We start from the raw sequence: 15,885 nt of genomic DNA on the forward strand, positions 1-15,885 counted from the left end.
TCAATCGTATAAAAAATATTGAAATGGCAGTGATACACGAATATTTAAAACTAGAAGAATTTGTTGCTATAGTATTTAAAAACCAAAAAGTAGAAATTAGCAACGAGGTTTTAAATAGAGTAGAGGAGAGTTTTGATTTCTTAAAAGAGTTTTCAGGGAATAAAGTGATTTATGGTGTAAATACTGGTTTTGGTCCTATGGCACAATACCGTATTAAGGATGAAGACCGTTTGCAATTGCAATACAACTTAATTAGAAGTCACTCTTCGGGTACAGGAAAACCTTTAAGTCCTGTAAATGTAAAGTCAGCTATTTTGGCACGATTGAATACGCTTTCTTTAGGGAATTCAGGGGTGCATCCTTCTGTAATTGCTTTGATGAAAGAATTTATCAATAGAGATATTACGCCGTTGATTTTTGAACATGGTGGTGTTGGTGCTAGTGGAGACTTAGTACAGTTGGCACACTTAGCGCTTACCTTGATAGGGGAAGGCGAAGTTTTTTATAAAGGAAAAAGAAGAGCGACTAAAGAAGTCTTAGAAATAGAAGGATTGCAACCTATTAAAGTTGAATTGCGTGAAGGTTTAGCTTTAATGAACGGAACTTCTGTGATGACGGGAATAGGTATCGTTAATGTGTATAATGCGCAAAAAGCGTTGGATTGGTCGGTAAAAATATCAAGTGCGATTAATGAAATCGTACAAGCGTATGACGACCATCTATCAGCAGAATTAAATAATACCAAACATCACTTCGGACAACAAGAAATCGCTAAAATGATGCGTGAGCATTTGAGTGATAGTACTCTAGTGCGTAAACGCGAAGAACATTTGTATAGTGGCGAAAATACAGAAGAGGTATTTAAAGAAAAAGTACAAGAATATTATTCGTTGCGTTGTGTGCCTCAAATTTTAGGGCCTGTGTTGGATACAATTAATAGCACGGCTAAAGTATTGGAAAATGAAATCAACTCTGCTAATGATAATCCAATTATTGATGTAAAAAACAAGCATGTTTATCACGGAGGAAATTTTCATGGCGATTATATTTCTTTGGAAATGGATAAATTGAAAATTGTAGTGGCTAAAATGACTATGTTAGCGGAAAGACAATTAAATTATTTGTTGAATTCTAAAATCAATGAATTGTTACCGCCATTTGTGAACTTAGGTACGCTAGGGTTTAATTTCGGGATGCAAGGTGTACAGTTTACAGCAGTTTCTACTACGGCAGAATCGCAAACATTGTCTAACCCTATGTATGTACATAGTATACCAAACAACAACGATAATCAAGATATCGTGTCTATGGGAACTAATGCTGCAGTAATGGCAGGAAAAGTAATTGAAAATGCTTTTGAAGTGTTAGCCATCGAAATGATTACAATAGTTCAAGCTATCGATGCTTTAGGGTATGCTGGTCAAATTTCAACACAAACGCGTAAAATTTATGATGAAGTACGTGCCATTGTACCTACTTTTAAAGATGATATGGTAATGTATCCTTATGTTCAAGGCGTAAAAGAATATTTAATGCAGTAATTGTTAGTGGTTTAGATGAATAAGTTTTTAATTTGTTTTTTACTTGTTGTACATAGTGTTTTTGGGCAGGAATATGCTTTAGTGCGCTATGAGGGGAAATCAGGCTATATAGATGAATCTGGAAATTATTTCAAATCTCCTTTGTATAGAGACGCTAAAAAGTTTTCGGAAGGCTTAGCTGCTGTTTTGGTTGAAAAAAAATGGGGATTCATAGATAATACTGGAAATTTTGTAATTCAACCTCAATTTGATAGAGTCAGGGCTTTTCATGATGGATTGTGTATTGTTCAAAATGATGAGAATTGGTTTTACATCAATAAGAAGGGTAATAAAGTAGGTGCTCCTGTAAGTGAAAAATTATTTGATTTTGAAGACGGGGTGGCTTTTATAAAAATTGAAGAAATGGTGGGGTTAATTAATACTGATTTGCAAGTTATAGTTGCACCAAAGTATGATTTGATTCGTTCTTTTTATCAAGGCTTTGCTAAAGTAAAGTTAGGTGAGCAATGGGGTATTATTGATAATACAGGTAAGGAAGTTGTGTCCGTACAATATGATGAGATTGGTGATTATTCTAAAAATGTAACTTGGGCGAGACAAGGAGATTCATTCGGAATTATTAAGGATAACACATTTAAAATAATAGAAGGTGTAGATAAGATTTTAGATTTTGATGATCAAGAATTTACACCTGCTAAAAAAGATGGACTCTTTGGTTTTATAAATGCCGAAGGAAACTGGATTTTAGAACCCAAATATGATAAATTAAAGAGATTGACTCATGGTCTTGCTGCTGCAAAAATAAATGGCCGTTGGGGGTATATTGATCTGAAAGGAAACTGGATAATTAATCCAGCATTTGAAGATGCAGAGGCTTTTAGTGAAGATGGATTAGCTGCTGTAAAATTAGGTAGCTGGGGTTTTATAAATAAAACAGGTAAAATTATTATTCCATTTAAGTATCTCATAACTCCGGAATATAGTGGGATGTCTTGGAAAGATAAGTGTTTCAAGAATGGTTTAATGAGGGTTAAGTACGAAAACCGTTGGGGGTTTTTAAAAACGGATGGAACTTTGTTATCTGAAAGATGGTACGATAACGCCGAACTCTTTTCAAAATAATACAATTAAATAAATAGACTTATATAAAATGAAGTGTGCATTAGTGACTGGAGGGTCAAGAGGAATTGGAAGTGCAATTTGCAAAAAGTTAGCTACCGAAAATAACTATCATATCTTAATCAACTATCAAGGTAATCAAGAAGCAGCTTTGGCGACCTTGAAAGAAGTAGAAGCTTTAGGGGCTACTGGAGAAATACTAAAATTCAATGTAGGTAACCATGCCGAAGTTACGGAAGTGTTAACCCAATGGCAAGAGGCTAATCCGAATGCGGTAGTGGAAGTGTTAGTAAACAACGCTGGTATTACGCGTGATGGTTTGTTTATGTGGATGACCCCTGATGATTGGAATAATGTAATCAACACCAGTTTGAACGGTTTTTATAATGTAACTAATTTCTTTATCCAGAAAATGTTGCGAAACAAATACGGACGTATTGTTAATATGGTTTCGGTTTCTGGAGTTAAAGGAACTGCTGGACAAACTAATTATTCAGCGGCTAAAGGTGCTGTAGTTGCGGCTACTAAAGCTTTAGCGCAAGAAGTAGCAAAAAGAAATATTACGGTGAATGCGGTGGCACCAGGTTTTATTCGTACGGATATGACTGGAGATTTAGATGAAAAGGAATTGGTAAAAATGATTCCAGCGAATCGTTTTGGCGAAGCTGAGGAAGTGGCTGCTTTAGTAGGTTTTTTAACTTCTAAAAATGCAGGTTACATCACTGGTGAAGTGATAAATATTAATGGAGGAATTTATTCGTAACTAGTACTTGTAAATAAGATGGAAAGAAGGGTAGTGATTACCGGTATGGGGATTTATTCTTGTCTTGGAACTTCTTTAGAAGAAGTAAAGGAGTCTTTGTATCAAGGGAAATCAGGAATTATTTTTGACGAAGAAAGAAAAGAATTTGGTTTCCAGTCTGCATTAACCGGAATGGTGCCAAATCCTGAATTGAAGGCACTTCTGAATAGACGTCAGCGTATTAGCATTGGACAAGAAACAGAATATGCGTATATGGCGACGATAGAAGCATTGAAAAATGCCAAAATTGAGGATTCTTTTTTTGATGAAAATGAAGTAGGGATTCTTTATGGAAACGATAGCGTTTCTAAAGCTGTTATTGAAGCAACCGATATTGTTCGTGAAAAAAAAGACACAGCTCTTATAGGTTCAGGAGCTATTTTCAAGTCAATGAATTCTACGGTAACCATGAACTTATCCACTATCTTTAGATTAAGAGGGGTAAATATGACCATCAGTGCGGCTTGTGCCAGTGGTTCGCATTCGGTGGGACTTGGTTTTCATCTGATAAAAAGCGGTCTCCAAGATATTATCATTTGTGGTGGAGCGCAAGAAATCAATAAGTTTGGAATGGCTAGTTTTGATGGCTTAGGTGTTTTTTCACCAAGAGAAAAAGACCCAACTAAAGCCTCAAGACCTTTTGATAAAAATCGCGACGGACTCGTGCCAAGCGGCGGAGGGGCTACCTTGATTTTAGAGAGTTATGAATCTGCAGTAAAACGTGGTGCGCCTATTATTGCAGAAGTGGTAGGCTATGGTTTCTCTTCTAACGGAGGACATATTTCTACACCGAATGTTGATGGTCCATCAACTGCTATGCGTCGTGCTTTAGAGCAAGCTGGAGTTTCACCTGACGAAATTACTTACATTAATGCACATGCTACTTCAACCCCTTTAGGCGATGCTAATGAGGCAAAAGCGATTTATGAAGTGTTTGGTAGTAAGCCTTATGTGAGTTCTACAAAGTCCATGACAGGACATGAATGCTGGATGGCTGGTGCGAGTGAGTTGATATATTCAACTTTGATGATGCAAAATGATTTTATCGCGCCTAATATTAATTTTGACGAACCTGATGAGGATTCAGCCAAGTTAAATATCGTCAAAGAAACAGTGAATCAAAATTTTGACCTATATTTGTCAAATTCTTTCGGGTTTGGTGGAACTAATTCTGCCGTAATAGTTAAGAAATTTAAAGAGTAAAATGGAAGCAACGGTTATTTTAGAAAAAATTAATGAAATTCTTGTAGATGAATTTGAAGTGGATGGGGATGCTATTGCACCAGAAGCTAATTTAAAGGAAACCTTAGGGTTAGACAGTTTAGATTATGTGGATTTAGTAGTTTCTATTGAGTCTAGCTTTGGCGTAAAATTAGTAGAAGCGGATTTCGCAGGTATCCAAACGTTTCAAGATTTTTACAATTTAATTGAAGCAAAAATAGCACAAAAATAATATACGATGAGTCAGTGGGATGGTAAATCCAAAGGGACTCTGTTAGGGTACAAAATTTTTGTTTTTTGTATTAAAAAGCTAGGAATCAGAATGGCTTACGGCGTTCTCGTTTTCGTAGCTTTTTATTATTTTCTAACGCAGTTCAAGTCTAATAGAGCCATTTTTTATTATTTGCACCAACGTCAAAAGCAAAATAAGTTCCAAGCATTTTTCAATGTTTATCGTAGTTATTTTGTTTTTGGACAGACTTTGATTGACAAAACCGCCATTTCAGCAGGTTTACGAAATAAGTTTACCTATGAGTTTGACGGGGTGGAAACACTCAAGCAGTTGTTAGCTGAAAAAAAAGGTGGTGTTTTAATTAGTGCGCACGTTGGGAATTTTGAAATAGCGGAACATTTTTTCGGTGAAATCGATTTCGATTGTCAAATCAATTTGGTTACTACCGATTTAGAACATTCGGTTATTAAAAAATATTTAGAATCGGTTACTAAAAAGCCTTCGGTGAAGTTCATCATCGTTCGCGAAGATTTATCGCACATTTTTGAAATTAATCAAGCTTTAGCTAATAATGAGTTGATTTGTTTTACTGGCGACCGTTATTTTGAAGGGAACAAATGTTTTGAAGAGGAATTGTTAGGGGAAAAAGCACTTTTTCCTGCAGGACCGTTTTTAATTGCTTCTCGCTTGAAAGCACCGGTTGTATTTGTTTACGTAATGAAAGAAGTCAATTTACATTATCATTTGTATGCTCGTGTGGCAGAAGTGAAACAAAGAGACGAAAAAGGCTTGCTTAAAGCATATACGCAAAATGTGGAAGGGATGTTGAAAAAATATCCGTTGCAATGGTTTAATTATTTTGATTTTTGGAAGGCCTTATAAGAGCCAATAAAAACAATGAAAAAAGTTTTAGTCGTTCAATTTAGTCAGTCTGGACAATTAACAGATATTCTTCACCATTTGGTAACACCATTAGTAGAAGATAGTGCTGTGGAGCTGAGTTATTATACAATTTCCATTGAACGTAGTTTTCCTTTCCCTTGGGATAAAGCCTCTTTTTTTGATGCTTTTCCTGAATCTTTTTTGCAAATTCCGTATGATTTAAAAGACCCTCAAAACGAGGTGTTGTACCAAAAATACGATTTGGTTATTTTAGCCTATCAAGTATGGTATTTGAGCCCTTCGATTCCTATGAATTCTTTTTTAAAGAGTCCTCAAGCTAAACGCTTATTGAAAGATACGGAAGTAGTTACCGTTATTGGTGCTCGTAATATGTGGGCTTTGGCACAGGAAAAAGTTAAAAAGCAATTGCTAGAAGTAGGCGCTCGTTTGAAAGGGAATATTGTACTGGTGGATAGAAATATCAATCATATCAGTGTGATTACCATTGTACAATGGATGTTTACTGGGAAAAAAGAAAAATATTTGGGTGTTTTTCCTAAACCTGGCGTGGCACAATCAGAAATCGAAGGTGCGGGTAAGTTTGGTCGTGTAATGCAATCGTACCTCCATGAAAAGGGTACAGATTTGCAACCAGCTTTGCTTGAGCAAGGGGCTGTGGAAATTCGACCTTTTCTAATAGAAATGGACCAAAAAGCAAATAAAATGTTTAAGATTTGGGCGAATCTTATCATTAAAAAGAAGGCAAGTCGACCTACTTGGTTAAAAGTCTTCAATGTTTATTTGTTTGTAGCGATATGGTTTATTTCACCCTTGGTGTATTTAATATACCTTTTAAAACGCCCATTTATTAATACTAAAATTAAGAAACTAAAAGCCTATTATCAAGGAGTTAAAACTTATGTTTGACGTTTACATTACTCGTTCAGGAAAATTTCTACCTAATAATCCCATTGCCAATGAGGAGATGGAATCGTATTTGGGATTAATTGACAATAAAGCCTCTAAAGCAAGACGTATCATTTTGCGTAATAACGGAATTACTTCACGTTATTATGCTATTGATAACCAAGGAGTGCCTACACATTCTAATGCTGATTTAACTCAAAAAGCAATCGAGACCTTGTTTGATACTGATTTTGATGCGCAAAACATCGAATTACTGTCTTGCGGGACATCGACTCCTGACCACTTATTGCCGTCGCATGCGGCTATGGTGCATGGATTGTTGCAAAACAAACCTGTGGAGTTAAATTCTTCTTCTGGAGTTTGTAATGCGGGCATGATAGCGTTGAAATTTGCGTATATGTCTGTAAAATCAGGTAATACGGCTAATGCTATTGCTACGGGGTCGGAACGTGTTTCTACTTGGATGTTAGCAGACCGTTTTGAAAATGAAATTGTCAACCTAAAAGCTTTAGAAGAACAACCCATTATAGCATTCAAAAAAGATTTTCTACGTTGGATGTTGTCTGATGGTGCGGGTGCTTTTTTGTTAGAAAATAAACCCAGAGGGGAGCGTTCCTTGAAAGTAGAGTGGATGGAGTCTTACTCGTATGCTCACGAATTAGAAGCGTGTATGTATGCTGGTGGCGACAAAAGAGAAGATGGTTCTATCAAACCTTGGAGTGATTATGCTACTAATGAGTGGTTAGAGCAATCGGTGTTTTCTATCAAACAAGATGTAAAATTATTAGATGCCCAAATTTTGATTAAAGGGGCAGAGAGTATGAAAAAGGCTCTTGAAAAAAATAATGTAAGTTCAACTGAAATTGATCATTTCTTACCGCATGTGTCTTCGCATTATTTTGTAAAAGGATTGGCAGAAGAATTAGAAAAAGTAGGGGTAGGAGTACCTATGGAAAATTGGTTTATGAATTTACATAAAGTAGGAAATGTGGGTTCTGCTTCTATTTATTTAATGCTAGAAGAACTTATGCATTCTGACCGTTTGAAAAAAGGCGATAAGATTTTATTGTCTGTTCCTGAAAGTGGAAGATTTTCCTATTCGTATGCTTATTTAACTGTTTGCTAATGACAACTCAAGTGTTTCCAATTCTAGATAAAACTTTTGTGGAGCAATTAATTCCGCAGAAATTTCCTTTTGTTATGGTAGATAAGTTGCTATTGTATGAAGAAGGAAGCGTTACAGCTGGACTTACCATAGTAACGGATAATATTTTTACTGCGGAGGCTATTTTTCAGGAATCTGGACTGATAGAGCACATGGCGCAGTCGGTAGCGATTTATACGGGTTACCAATATTTTTTAAAAAATGAACCTGCACCTACGGGGTATATCGGTTCTATTAATGGAATTCAAATCCAGCGTTTGCCTAAGTTAGGCGAAGATGTTGTGACGGAAGTAACCATATTGCAAGAATTTATGGGCGTGACTTTAGTTGAAATGTGTTCGACGATTGCTGGTGAAGTTATTGCCACTGGAAAAATGAAAACTGTAATTGCAGGAGCAAATGAATAATACGGAAGAACTCATTCAAATTCAAAATTTTTTGCCCCACAGAGCTCCTATGCTTATGGTGGATTATATCTTGAATCTTTCAGATACTACTGTAAAAACAGTATTCGAGATTAAAACAGATAACATATTTGTTGCAGAAGGTGTTTTTGCAGAAGCAGGAATGGTGGAGAATGCCGCACAAACTTGCTCTTCTATTGTAGGTCAAACCTTTTTTGTAGATGAAAATCAACAAGTAAAAGAAGATGTAAAAGTTATCGGTTTTATAAGCGGAATTAAAAAAGTAACGCTTTTTGATTTGCCTAAAGTAGGCGAAACAATAATTACGGAATCCGTGTTAAAATCGCGTTTTGATAGTGATAATTATTGTATTTGTACCATGGAGTGCAAAACATTTGTGGCTGACAAGTTATTGTTGGAAGCAGAATTGAATTTGTTTATACAAGAAACGAATTAAAATGAAAAAAGAAGAAGTGCCTCAAGACCAAAGTAATCTTTCTAAAAATAATATGAAAGAACTTTGTTATGCAGTTGATACCGACGGGAACTATACTACGGCTTTAAGCAGTGGATGGGAACCTAAAGCAATTGCTTTGGAGCATACCATGGAAGATATTAAAGAACGAGTGCAAGTGGCTAATGAGCTAGTGAAGCAAGGCTTGGCAAGTCCCATTGTATATTTTATGGAGTTACACAAAATGGACTGGGTAACCCTAGCAGGCTATGTTTCTATGTGGACATGGCGGGTAAAACGTCATGGTAAACCTAACGTTTTTAAAAAACTTTCTCAAAAACAATTGCAGCGTTATGCCGATGCGTTTGAAATCACGATAGATGAATTGAAAAATTTTAGAGGGATATAATGGAGATTAATTTTACACATCATCAGTCTGCACATTGTGAAAATGGAGTAGCCTCAAACTTGTTAAAGTTTCATGGTATCAATTTGAGCGAACCTATGGTTTTCGGGATTGGTTCTGGTTTGTTTTTCTTTTATTTTCCTTTATTGAAAGTTAACCACGCACCCGCTATCAGTTATCGTCCTATGCCTGGAAGTATCTTTAACAAAGCTGCAAAGCGTTTAGGGATTACGGTAAAAAGGCAACGTTTTGGCTCGGAAACTAAAGCGCAATTGGCATTAGATACTAATTTAAAAAATAATATCCCTACAGGACTACAAGTAGGAGTATATAATCTTACCTATTTCCCAGACGAATATCGTTTTCATTTTAATGCACACAATTTGGTTGTGTATGGCAAAGAAAACGATACGTATCTAATTAGCGACCCTGTCATGGAAACCGTAACCACTTTGTCCGAAAAAGAATTGGAAAAAGTACGTTTTGCAAAAGGTGCTTTAGCGCCAAAAGGGCACATGTATTTCCCTGTCAATATTCCTAATCAATTACATTTAGAAAAAGCTATTGTAAAAGGAATAAAAAATACGTGTAAAGATATGCTTGCACCTGTGCCTCTTGTAGGTGTTGCCGCTATGCGTCGTTTGGCTAGACATATTCGCCTTTGGCCTAGCAAGCGTGGGGTAAAAGTAGCTAATCATTATTTGGCTCAAATGGTGCGTATGCAAGAAGAAATTGGAACCGGTGGTGGTGGATTTCGTTTCATTTATGCCGCATTTTTGCAAGAAGCTTCTGTGGTGTTAAAAAATGAGGTGTTGTCAGAATTATCAAAAGAAATGACCGCCATAGGCGACCGTTGGAGAGATTTTGCTGTGATGGCGGCTCGCGTATATAAAAATAGAAGTAACCAACACGATGTATATAATGCCTTAGCAACCGAGCTAGAAGCACTTGCACAGTTGGAAGAACAATTTTTCAAAAAACTTAAAAAAGCAGTGTAATTGATGGATACTGATATCATACATATTACCAAGCTGTATAAACAATATAAAGGCGCTGATTTTTTTTCGGTCAACGATTTGAATTTAGCCATTGCTCAAAATGATATTTTTGGATTGTTAGGGCCTAATGGTGCTGGGAAAACCACCTTGATTTCTATGTTGTGTGGACTCGTAAAACCTACTTCGGGGACTTTTGTAATCGATGGACTTACGTATGCTACCGATGCACGTTTGATTAAACAACGCATTGGAGTAGTGCCACAAGAATACGCTTTGTATCCTACCTTGACAGCTCGTGAAAACTTGCTATATTTTGGAAGTATGTTAGGGTTGAAAGGGAAGGAACTTCGCCAAAAAGTAGAGGAATATTTGGAACACCTAGGGTTGTTGAAATTTGCCGACAAACGTGTCGAAACCTTCTCGGGAGGGATGAAGCGTCGTGTGAATTTAATCGCTGGGATTTTGCATAATCCTAAAGTGCTTTTTTTGGACGAGCCTACTGTTGGGGTTGATGTGCAATCTAAAAATGTGATTATTGACTTTCTAAAAGAGTTAAATGCACAAGGTACCACTATCGTGTACACCTCGCACCATTTAACAGAAGCTCAGGATTTTTGTAATAAAATAGCCATTATCGATAGAGGAACTATTTTTGCAGAAGGAACCCCTGAGGAACTTATTCAAAACACTCCCAATGCACATAATTTGGAAGATGTTTTTATTGCTTTAACTGGAAAAGAATTACGAGACAATGCATAAGTTGTGGATGTCCATATATAAAGAAATGATACTGCTCAAACGTGATTTTGGCGGTTTGGTCATTTTGTTTGTCATGCCTTTGGTGTTAATTATTACCATTACATTGATTCAAGATGGGGCTTTCAAAACGGTTTCGGATGCTAAAATTCCAGTTTTATTAGTAGACCAAGATAACGGGAATATTTCAAAAACGATAATCGAAAATCTTAATAAAAGCGGTTCTCTTGAAGTAATTACTACTTCCGAAGGGAAAGCTTTAACGGAAAATAAAGCAAAAGATTTAGTATTTGCAGGTAAGTATCAACTAGCTATTGTTGTTCCTGCAAAACTAAGTACAGATTTAGAAGCAAAGGTCAATCAAAATGTAGAAAAAATCATGAGTAGTTTTGGGATGTCAGAAGAAACTTCTACCCAAAAGGTTCAAAATATTGCTTCTAAAGAAATTAAATTATATTTCGACCCAGCTACTCAGGTAAGTTTTAAAAATGGTATCAAGAATGCTATTGATAAAATGGTAGCCACTATTGAGAACAAAACTATTTATGCATCTTTTCAAGAGCAAATGGGGGAAACAGAGGGAGAACTTTTTGAACAGAAAAGTTTTATCAATTATAAAGAAATTGTACCTAAAATTGATGACAAGGAAGTGATTCCAAATTCGGTGCAACACAATGTGCCAGCCTGGACGTTATTTGCTATCTTCTTTATCATTGTTCCTTTGTCTATCAATATTGTTAAAGAAAAAAGTCAAGGAACTTTTATTCGATTAATTACTAATCCAGTTTCGTATAGTACCGTAGTTTTGGGAAAAACCATTACTTATTTACTCATCTGTCTCATCCAGTTTTGGTTAATGATGCTAGTAGGTTTATTTGTATTTCCTTATTTGGGCTTGCCTCAACTGGACATCAACGGACGTTTTCTGTTGATGAATTTAGTAGCCATCTGCGCAGGATTAGCGGCTATTGGTTTAGGAATTTTATTAGGAACTATCGCTACCACACAAGAACAGTCGGCGCCATTTGGAGCTACTTCTGTGGTTATATTAGCGGCTGTAGGAGGAGTTTGGGTACCAGTTTTTGCTATGCCTAAAATCATGCAGTACATTTCACATATTTCACCTATGAATTGGGGACTTAATGCGTTTTATGATGTTTTGTTACGAAATGCAAATGTGACGACCATTTTGCCCAATTTGTTTTTATTGGTGTTATTTTTTGTTTTAACCATTACGATTGCCATTACTTATGATAAAAAGAAAAGAGCTGTGTAAAGAAATCCCCGAATTAACGATTGCGCATGATATTCGTGTTCGATTTAATGAAACCGACCCACTGGGTATCGTTTGGCATGGCTATTATATTACTTATTTTGAAGATGGTCGCGAAGCATTCGGTCGTCAGCATGGAATTTCTTATTTAGATGTGCAAGCTAATGGCTATACAACGCCTATTGTAAAATCGTCGTGTGAGCATAAATTGTCACTACGTTATGGCGATGTAGCAAGAATAGAAACCACTTTTGTGGATACGCCTGCGGCAAAAATGATTTTTAGATATAAAATTTACGATAACGATAACCAAGTGGTTTGTTCGGGAGAAACGGTACAAGTCTTTCTGGATAGCAATGGCGATTTATCGTTAAGTCTTCCTCCTTTTTTTGAGGCATGGAAACGTAAATGTGGATTAATTGAATAAAATGAAACGCTGTTATATTACAAAAACCAATTGTATAACACCCCTTGGAAGTTCTGTGGTAACTAACTGGGAGGCGATGCAAGCTGGTAATTCAGGTATCAAGAAGCATACTCAAATGGGGATGTTAAGAGACTTTTATGCTTCTATTATTCCAGCGGATTTGTTGCAGGAAAGTGTTGAATCAAGTTCTAAAATGGAAAAGTTATTAATCCAAGTTTTAGAACCTATCCTGGATACAACTAAAATCAATGCACGTACGGCATTTGTTTTTTCTACGACCAAAGGTGATATTGTTCAGTTAGAAGATAAATCAGCTAACATTGAAAAAGCACATTTATCTACCCTTGCTAAAAAAGTAGCACGCCATTTCGGATTTAGTTCGGAGCCTATAGTGGTGTCTAATGCTTGTGTTTCGGGTATTCTAGCCATTTCGGTAGCAAAACGTTTGATACAAGGAGGTTTGTATGATAATGCTTATGTGATTGCAGGTGATGAAGTTACGGAGTTTGTACTTTCTGGATTCAATTCTTTTCAAGCCATGAGCGATGCGCCTTGTAAACCTTACGATGTGCATCGTACTGGAGTAACGCTAGGCGAAGCCGTTGCGGCAGTTTATGTAACTTCTAATGAAGAGGAAGTGCAACCAAATGATTTTGAAATTCTAGGTGAAGGTGCAGTCAACGATGCGAATCATATTTCAGGACCCTCGCGTACCGGCGAAGGTTTGTTTCGTAGTATCCAATCTGCTTTGAAAGAAGCTAACCTAGAATCTGACACTATAGATACGATTTCTGCACATGGAACAGCAACTCCATATAACGACGAAATGGAAGCCATCGCTTTCAATCGTTTAGGATTGCAAAATACGCCTGTTAATAGTATGAAAGGCTATTTTGGGCACACTTTAGGAGCGTCAGGGCTGTTAGAAACAGTACTGGCTTTAGAAAGTGCCAAACGCAATCAATTAATCGTTTCAAAAGGCTATGAATCTTGTGGCGTAAGTCAACCCATACACGTAATTACACAAGCGGATGGCTTAGAAATAAATACCGTTTTAAAAACGGCTTCTGGTTTTGGAGGCTGTAATACCGCGGTAGTTTTTAAAAAAATACAGTAATTTTGGAAGCAAAATATAACATACAAAAAGTTTGTACCCTTTCCAATGAAGGGTTAAAAGTTGATGGAGTTGCTGTAATGGCAAATTCCAGTGATACTTTTTCCGAATTTGCAAAGCGTATTTACAAGCATTATGAAATGAGTTATCCTAAGTTTTTTAAAATGGATAACTTAAGTAAGTTGGCTTTTTTGGCATCAGAAATTGTATTGTCAGGGTTTGTAAAAGAAGGGGAAGAAAATAATATTGCGCTTATATTTGCCAACCAGTCGGCTAGTTTGGATACCGATGTAAAACATCAGGAATCCATTGCGGATAAAGAAAATTATTTTCCAAGTCCTGCTGTTTTTGTGTACACCTTGGCTAATATTTGTATTGGTGAAGTGAGTATCAAGCATAAATTGAATTCAGAAAATGCGTTCTTTGTGTTCGATTCCTTTCAAGCGTCGTTTATGCATACCTATACCGAGCAACTATTAAAAACGGACAAAGCGGATAAGGTGTTATGCGGTTGGGTGGAGTTGTATCAAGACAACTACAAAGCAGTATTATATTTAGTAGATAAACAAGAAAATGGTGTGCAACACCAAATTGAGAATATAAATCAAATTTTTAATTAAGTTATGGAAGCATTAAAACAAGAACTAAAAGCGAAGATTATCGAAGTATTAAATTTGGAAGATGTAGCTGTAGAAGATATCCAAGATAACGATGCACTTTTTGGCGATGGTTTAGGATTGGATTCAATCGACGCTTTAGAATTAATTGTTTTATTAGATAAAGAATACGGTATCAAATTGACTGACCCGAAAGAAGGTAAAACTATTTTCGCTTCAGTGGAAACAATGGCTGACTTTATTGCAAAGAATAGAACAAAATAAAGACATTAGGCTGTTTAGAAATTCTTTTTTAAACAGCCTTTTTTATTAAAAGCTTACAGGAATACGAATATATAAACGTTCATCCAAATGAAAATTGCTATTACAGGTATGGGAATTATTTCTGCTATTGGTAAAACAGTAGAAGAAAATTATGAGGCGTTGCTACAAAAGAAATCGGGTATTTCGGAAATTGAAAATTTTGATACCTTACACAAAGAGGTTATCAAAGTTGGCGAAATCAAGATGACGAATCAACAGTTAGAATCTCTTTTAGGTTTACCAGCGTCAAATAGTTTTAGTCGTACGGCGCTCTTAGGTGCGTATGCTGCTAAGAAAGCTGTTGAAGATGCCCAAATATCGGATATTAATGAATACCGTACAGGATTGATTTCTGCAACTAGTGTTGGCGGGATGGATATGACGGAACGTTATTATTACGAATATTTTGAAAATCCAGCCGTACAAAAATACATACGCGCGCATGATGCAGGAGATAGTTCGCATAAAATAGCCGATTATATTGGATTAAAAGGATTCGTTTCCACCGTAAGTACGGCTTGTTCTTCAGCGGCAAACGCGATTATGTTAGGCGCACGAATGATTGCTTCTGGACAATTGGACCGAGTGGTTGTTGGTGGAACTGATGCCATGTCAAAATTTACAATCAATGGGTTTAAAACCTTAATGATACTTTCAGATACCTTTAATACTCCTTTTGACGATAATCGAAAAGGATTGAATTTAGGGGAGGCGGCGGCTTTTATCGTACTTGAATCTGATAAAGTGGTGGCGCAACAGGGGAAAAAAGTGTTGGCATACCTAAAAGGATTTGGTAATGCAAATGATGCCTACCATCAAACCGCTTCTTCAGAAAACGGCGATGGGGCTTTTTTAGCGATGCAAAAAGCATTTGCTATGGCTCAAATTACTCCCGAATCTGTGGACTACATCAATGCCCATGGAACGGCAACACCTAATAACGATTTATCTGAAGGACGTGCTATTCTACGAGCATTTGAAGGCAATTCCGTACCGGATTTTAGTTCAACGAAAGCTTTTACAGGTCATACGTTGGCTGCTGCAGCTGCTATTGAGGCGGTTTACAGTGTCTTGGCGATGCAATATGGAAAAGTTTTTCCAAACTTGAACTTCAAAACGCCTATGAAAGAGTTTGATTTGATTCCGCAAACAGAAGTAAAAGACAAAGAAATCAATTGTGTATTGTCTAATTCTTTTGGATTTGGTGGAAATTGTTCAACCTTGATTTTTTCAAAAAACTAGAA

The 15,885-nt window shown here is 36.4% G+C and carries 19 protein-coding genes; all 19 read left to right on the forward strand.

Annotation, left to right across the window (positions count from 1 at the left end; all coding sequences use genetic code 11):
• Positions 1 to 23: 23 nt before the first annotated feature.
• The 19 genes from ACQY29_RS06250 to ACQY29_RS06340 all read left to right on the forward strand — a co-directional run bounded on the left by ACQY29_RS06250 (position 24) and on the right by ACQY29_RS06340 (position 15,883).
• Positions 24 to 1,541: an HAL/PAL/TAL family ammonia-lyase gene (locus ACQY29_RS06250; RefSeq protein ID WP_428224372.1), complete on the forward strand. Its 1,518-nt coding sequence runs from the start codon at positions 24 to 26 to the stop codon at positions 1,539 to 1,541.
• Positions 1,542 to 1,556: 15 nt separating this feature from the next.
• Positions 1,557 to 2,663 (forward strand): WG repeat-containing protein, encoded by a 1,107-nt coding sequence (locus ACQY29_RS06255; protein WP_428224373.1) that lies wholly within the window; start codon positions 1,557 to 1,559, stop codon positions 2,661 to 2,663.
• A gap of 28 nt (positions 2,664 to 2,691) precedes the next feature.
• A complete protein-coding gene (gene fabG, locus ACQY29_RS06260) occupies positions 2,692 to 3,423 on the forward strand; it encodes a 3-oxoacyl-ACP reductase FabG (RefSeq protein WP_428224374.1) in 732 nt (243 codons plus the stop codon).
• 18 nt (positions 3,424 to 3,441) lie between these two features.
• A complete protein-coding gene (locus ACQY29_RS06265) occupies positions 3,442 to 4,665 on the forward strand; it encodes a beta-ketoacyl-[acyl-carrier-protein] synthase family protein (RefSeq protein ID WP_428224375.1) in 1,224 nt (407 codons plus the stop codon).
• A gap of 1 nt (position 4,666) precedes the next feature.
• On the forward strand, positions 4,667 to 4,915 hold the full coding sequence (locus tag ACQY29_RS06270) for an acyl carrier protein (protein ID WP_428224376.1): 249 nt from the start codon (positions 4,667 to 4,669) through the stop codon (positions 4,913 to 4,915).
• Between the two features lie 6 nt (positions 4,916 to 4,921).
• Positions 4,922 to 5,797 carry a lipid A biosynthesis acyltransferase gene (locus tag ACQY29_RS06275; protein WP_428224377.1) on the forward strand — a complete coding sequence of 292 codons (876 nt, stop codon included), beginning with the start codon at positions 4,922 to 4,924 and terminating at the stop codon, positions 5,795 to 5,797.
• A gap of 15 nt (positions 5,798 to 5,812) precedes the next feature.
• Positions 5,813 to 6,724 carry a dialkylrecorsinol condensing enzyme DarA gene (locus ACQY29_RS06280; RefSeq protein WP_428224378.1) on the forward strand — a complete coding sequence of 304 codons (912 nt, stop codon included), beginning with the start codon at positions 5,813 to 5,815 and terminating at the stop codon, positions 6,722 to 6,724.
• Positions 6,717 to 7,850, forward strand: coding sequence for a beta-ketoacyl-ACP synthase III (locus ACQY29_RS06285; protein WP_428224379.1), 1,134 nt, complete (start codon positions 6,717 to 6,719; stop codon positions 7,848 to 7,850). The genes ACQY29_RS06280 and ACQY29_RS06285 overlap by 8 nt, the downstream gene beginning before the upstream one ends.
• Positions 7,850 to 8,296, forward strand: coding sequence for a hypothetical protein (locus ACQY29_RS06290; protein WP_428224380.1), 447 nt, complete (start codon positions 7,850 to 7,852; stop codon positions 8,294 to 8,296). Before ACQY29_RS06285 ends, ACQY29_RS06290 begins: the two co-directional genes overlap by 1 nt.
• Positions 8,289 to 8,750 (forward strand): ABC transporter permease, encoded by a 462-nt coding sequence (locus ACQY29_RS06295; RefSeq protein ID WP_428224381.1) that lies wholly within the window; start codon positions 8,289 to 8,291, stop codon positions 8,748 to 8,750. Before ACQY29_RS06290 ends, ACQY29_RS06295 begins: the two co-directional genes overlap by 8 nt.
• A 1-nt stretch (position 8,751) precedes the next feature.
• Positions 8,752 to 9,156, forward strand: a complete 405-nt coding sequence (locus ACQY29_RS06300) for a hypothetical protein (RefSeq protein ID WP_428224382.1) — start codon at positions 8,752 to 8,754, stop codon at positions 9,154 to 9,156.
• On the forward strand, positions 9,156 to 10,151 hold the full coding sequence (locus tag ACQY29_RS06305; RefSeq protein ID WP_428224383.1) for a BtrH N-terminal domain-containing protein: 996 nt from the start codon (positions 9,156 to 9,158) through the stop codon (positions 10,149 to 10,151). Before ACQY29_RS06300 ends, ACQY29_RS06305 begins: the two co-directional genes overlap by 1 nt.
• Positions 10,152 to 10,154: 3 nt before the next feature.
• Positions 10,155 to 10,910: an ABC transporter ATP-binding protein gene (locus ACQY29_RS06310; protein ID WP_428224384.1), complete on the forward strand. Its 756-nt coding sequence runs from the start codon at positions 10,155 to 10,157 to the stop codon at positions 10,908 to 10,910.
• Positions 10,903 to 12,183 carry an ABC transporter permease gene (locus ACQY29_RS06315; protein ID WP_428224385.1) on the forward strand — a complete coding sequence of 427 codons (1,281 nt, stop codon included), beginning with the start codon at positions 10,903 to 10,905 and terminating at the stop codon, positions 12,181 to 12,183. Before ACQY29_RS06310 ends, ACQY29_RS06315 begins: the two co-directional genes overlap by 8 nt.
• On the forward strand, positions 12,158 to 12,607 hold the full coding sequence (locus ACQY29_RS06320) for an acyl-CoA thioesterase (RefSeq protein WP_428224386.1): 450 nt from the start codon (positions 12,158 to 12,160) through the stop codon (positions 12,605 to 12,607). The genes ACQY29_RS06315 and ACQY29_RS06320 overlap by 26 nt, the downstream gene beginning before the upstream one ends.
• Before the next feature lies 1 nt (position 12,608).
• The gene (locus ACQY29_RS06325; RefSeq protein ID WP_428224387.1) at positions 12,609 to 13,724 is read left to right on the forward strand and encodes a beta-ketoacyl synthase N-terminal-like domain-containing protein; all 1,116 of its coding nucleotides are present in this window, start codon (positions 12,609 to 12,611) and stop codon (positions 13,722 to 13,724) included.
• A 2-nt stretch (positions 13,725 to 13,726) separates the two neighbouring features.
• Complete coding sequence (locus ACQY29_RS06330; RefSeq protein ID WP_428224388.1) at positions 13,727 to 14,341, forward strand: 3-oxoacyl-ACP synthase; 615 nt, start codon at positions 13,727 to 13,729, stop codon at positions 14,339 to 14,341.
• 3 nt (positions 14,342 to 14,344) lie between these two features.
• Positions 14,345 to 14,602 carry a phosphopantetheine-binding protein gene (locus tag ACQY29_RS06335; protein ID WP_428224389.1) on the forward strand — a complete coding sequence of 86 codons (258 nt, stop codon included), beginning with the start codon at positions 14,345 to 14,347 and terminating at the stop codon, positions 14,600 to 14,602.
• Positions 14,603 to 14,689: 87 nt separating this feature from the next.
• Entirely contained in the window at positions 14,690 to 15,883 is a 1,194-nt protein-coding gene (locus tag ACQY29_RS06340; RefSeq protein ID WP_428224390.1) for a beta-ketoacyl-[acyl-carrier-protein] synthase family protein, read from the forward strand.
• Positions 15,884 to 15,885: the final 2 nt, after the last annotated feature.

Origin of the sequence: Flavobacterium sp. (assembly GCF_965262375.1) — a bacterium.
In the GTDB taxonomy this organism is placed as follows: Bacteria; Bacteroidota; Bacteroidia; order Flavobacteriales; family Flavobacteriaceae; genus Flavobacterium.

Coding starts and splice junctions, on each gene's coding strand:
- ACQY29_RS06250 (WP_428224372.1), top strand. CDS start 24: ATGGCAGTGATACACGAATATTTAAAACTAGAAGAATTTGTTGCTATA.
- ACQY29_RS06255 (WP_428224373.1), top strand. CDS start 1,557: ATGAATAAGTTTTTAATTTGTTTTTTACTTGTTGTACATAGTGTTTTT.
- fabG (WP_428224374.1), top strand. CDS start 2,692: ATGAAGTGTGCATTAGTGACTGGAGGGTCAAGAGGAATTGGAAGTGCA.
- ACQY29_RS06265 (WP_428224375.1), top strand. CDS start 3,442: ATGGAAAGAAGGGTAGTGATTACCGGTATGGGGATTTATTCTTGTCTT.
- ACQY29_RS06270 (WP_428224376.1), top strand. CDS start 4,667: ATGGAAGCAACGGTTATTTTAGAAAAAATTAATGAAATTCTTGTAGAT.
- ACQY29_RS06275 (WP_428224377.1), top strand. CDS start 4,922: ATGAGTCAGTGGGATGGTAAATCCAAAGGGACTCTGTTAGGGTACAAA.
- ACQY29_RS06280 (WP_428224378.1), top strand. CDS start 5,813: ATGAAAAAAGTTTTAGTCGTTCAATTTAGTCAGTCTGGACAATTAACA.
- ACQY29_RS06285 (WP_428224379.1), top strand. CDS start 6,717: ATGTTTGACGTTTACATTACTCGTTCAGGAAAATTTCTACCTAATAAT.
- ACQY29_RS06290 (WP_428224380.1), top strand. CDS start 7,850: ATGACAACTCAAGTGTTTCCAATTCTAGATAAAACTTTTGTGGAGCAA.
- ACQY29_RS06295 (WP_428224381.1), top strand. CDS start 8,289: ATGAATAATACGGAAGAACTCATTCAAATTCAAAATTTTTTGCCCCAC.
- ACQY29_RS06300 (WP_428224382.1), top strand. CDS start 8,752: ATGAAAAAAGAAGAAGTGCCTCAAGACCAAAGTAATCTTTCTAAAAAT.
- ACQY29_RS06305 (WP_428224383.1), top strand. CDS start 9,156: ATGGAGATTAATTTTACACATCATCAGTCTGCACATTGTGAAAATGGA.
- ACQY29_RS06310 (WP_428224384.1), top strand. CDS start 10,155: ATGGATACTGATATCATACATATTACCAAGCTGTATAAACAATATAAA.
- ACQY29_RS06315 (WP_428224385.1), top strand. CDS start 10,903: ATGCATAAGTTGTGGATGTCCATATATAAAGAAATGATACTGCTCAAA.
- ACQY29_RS06320 (WP_428224386.1), top strand. CDS start 12,158: ATGATAAAAAGAAAAGAGCTGTGTAAAGAAATCCCCGAATTAACGATT.
- ACQY29_RS06325 (WP_428224387.1), top strand. CDS start 12,609: ATGAAACGCTGTTATATTACAAAAACCAATTGTATAACACCCCTTGGA.
- ACQY29_RS06335 (WP_428224389.1), top strand. CDS start 14,345: ATGGAAGCATTAAAACAAGAACTAAAAGCGAAGATTATCGAAGTATTA.
- ACQY29_RS06340 (WP_428224390.1), top strand. CDS start 14,690: ATGAAAATTGCTATTACAGGTATGGGAATTATTTCTGCTATTGGTAAA.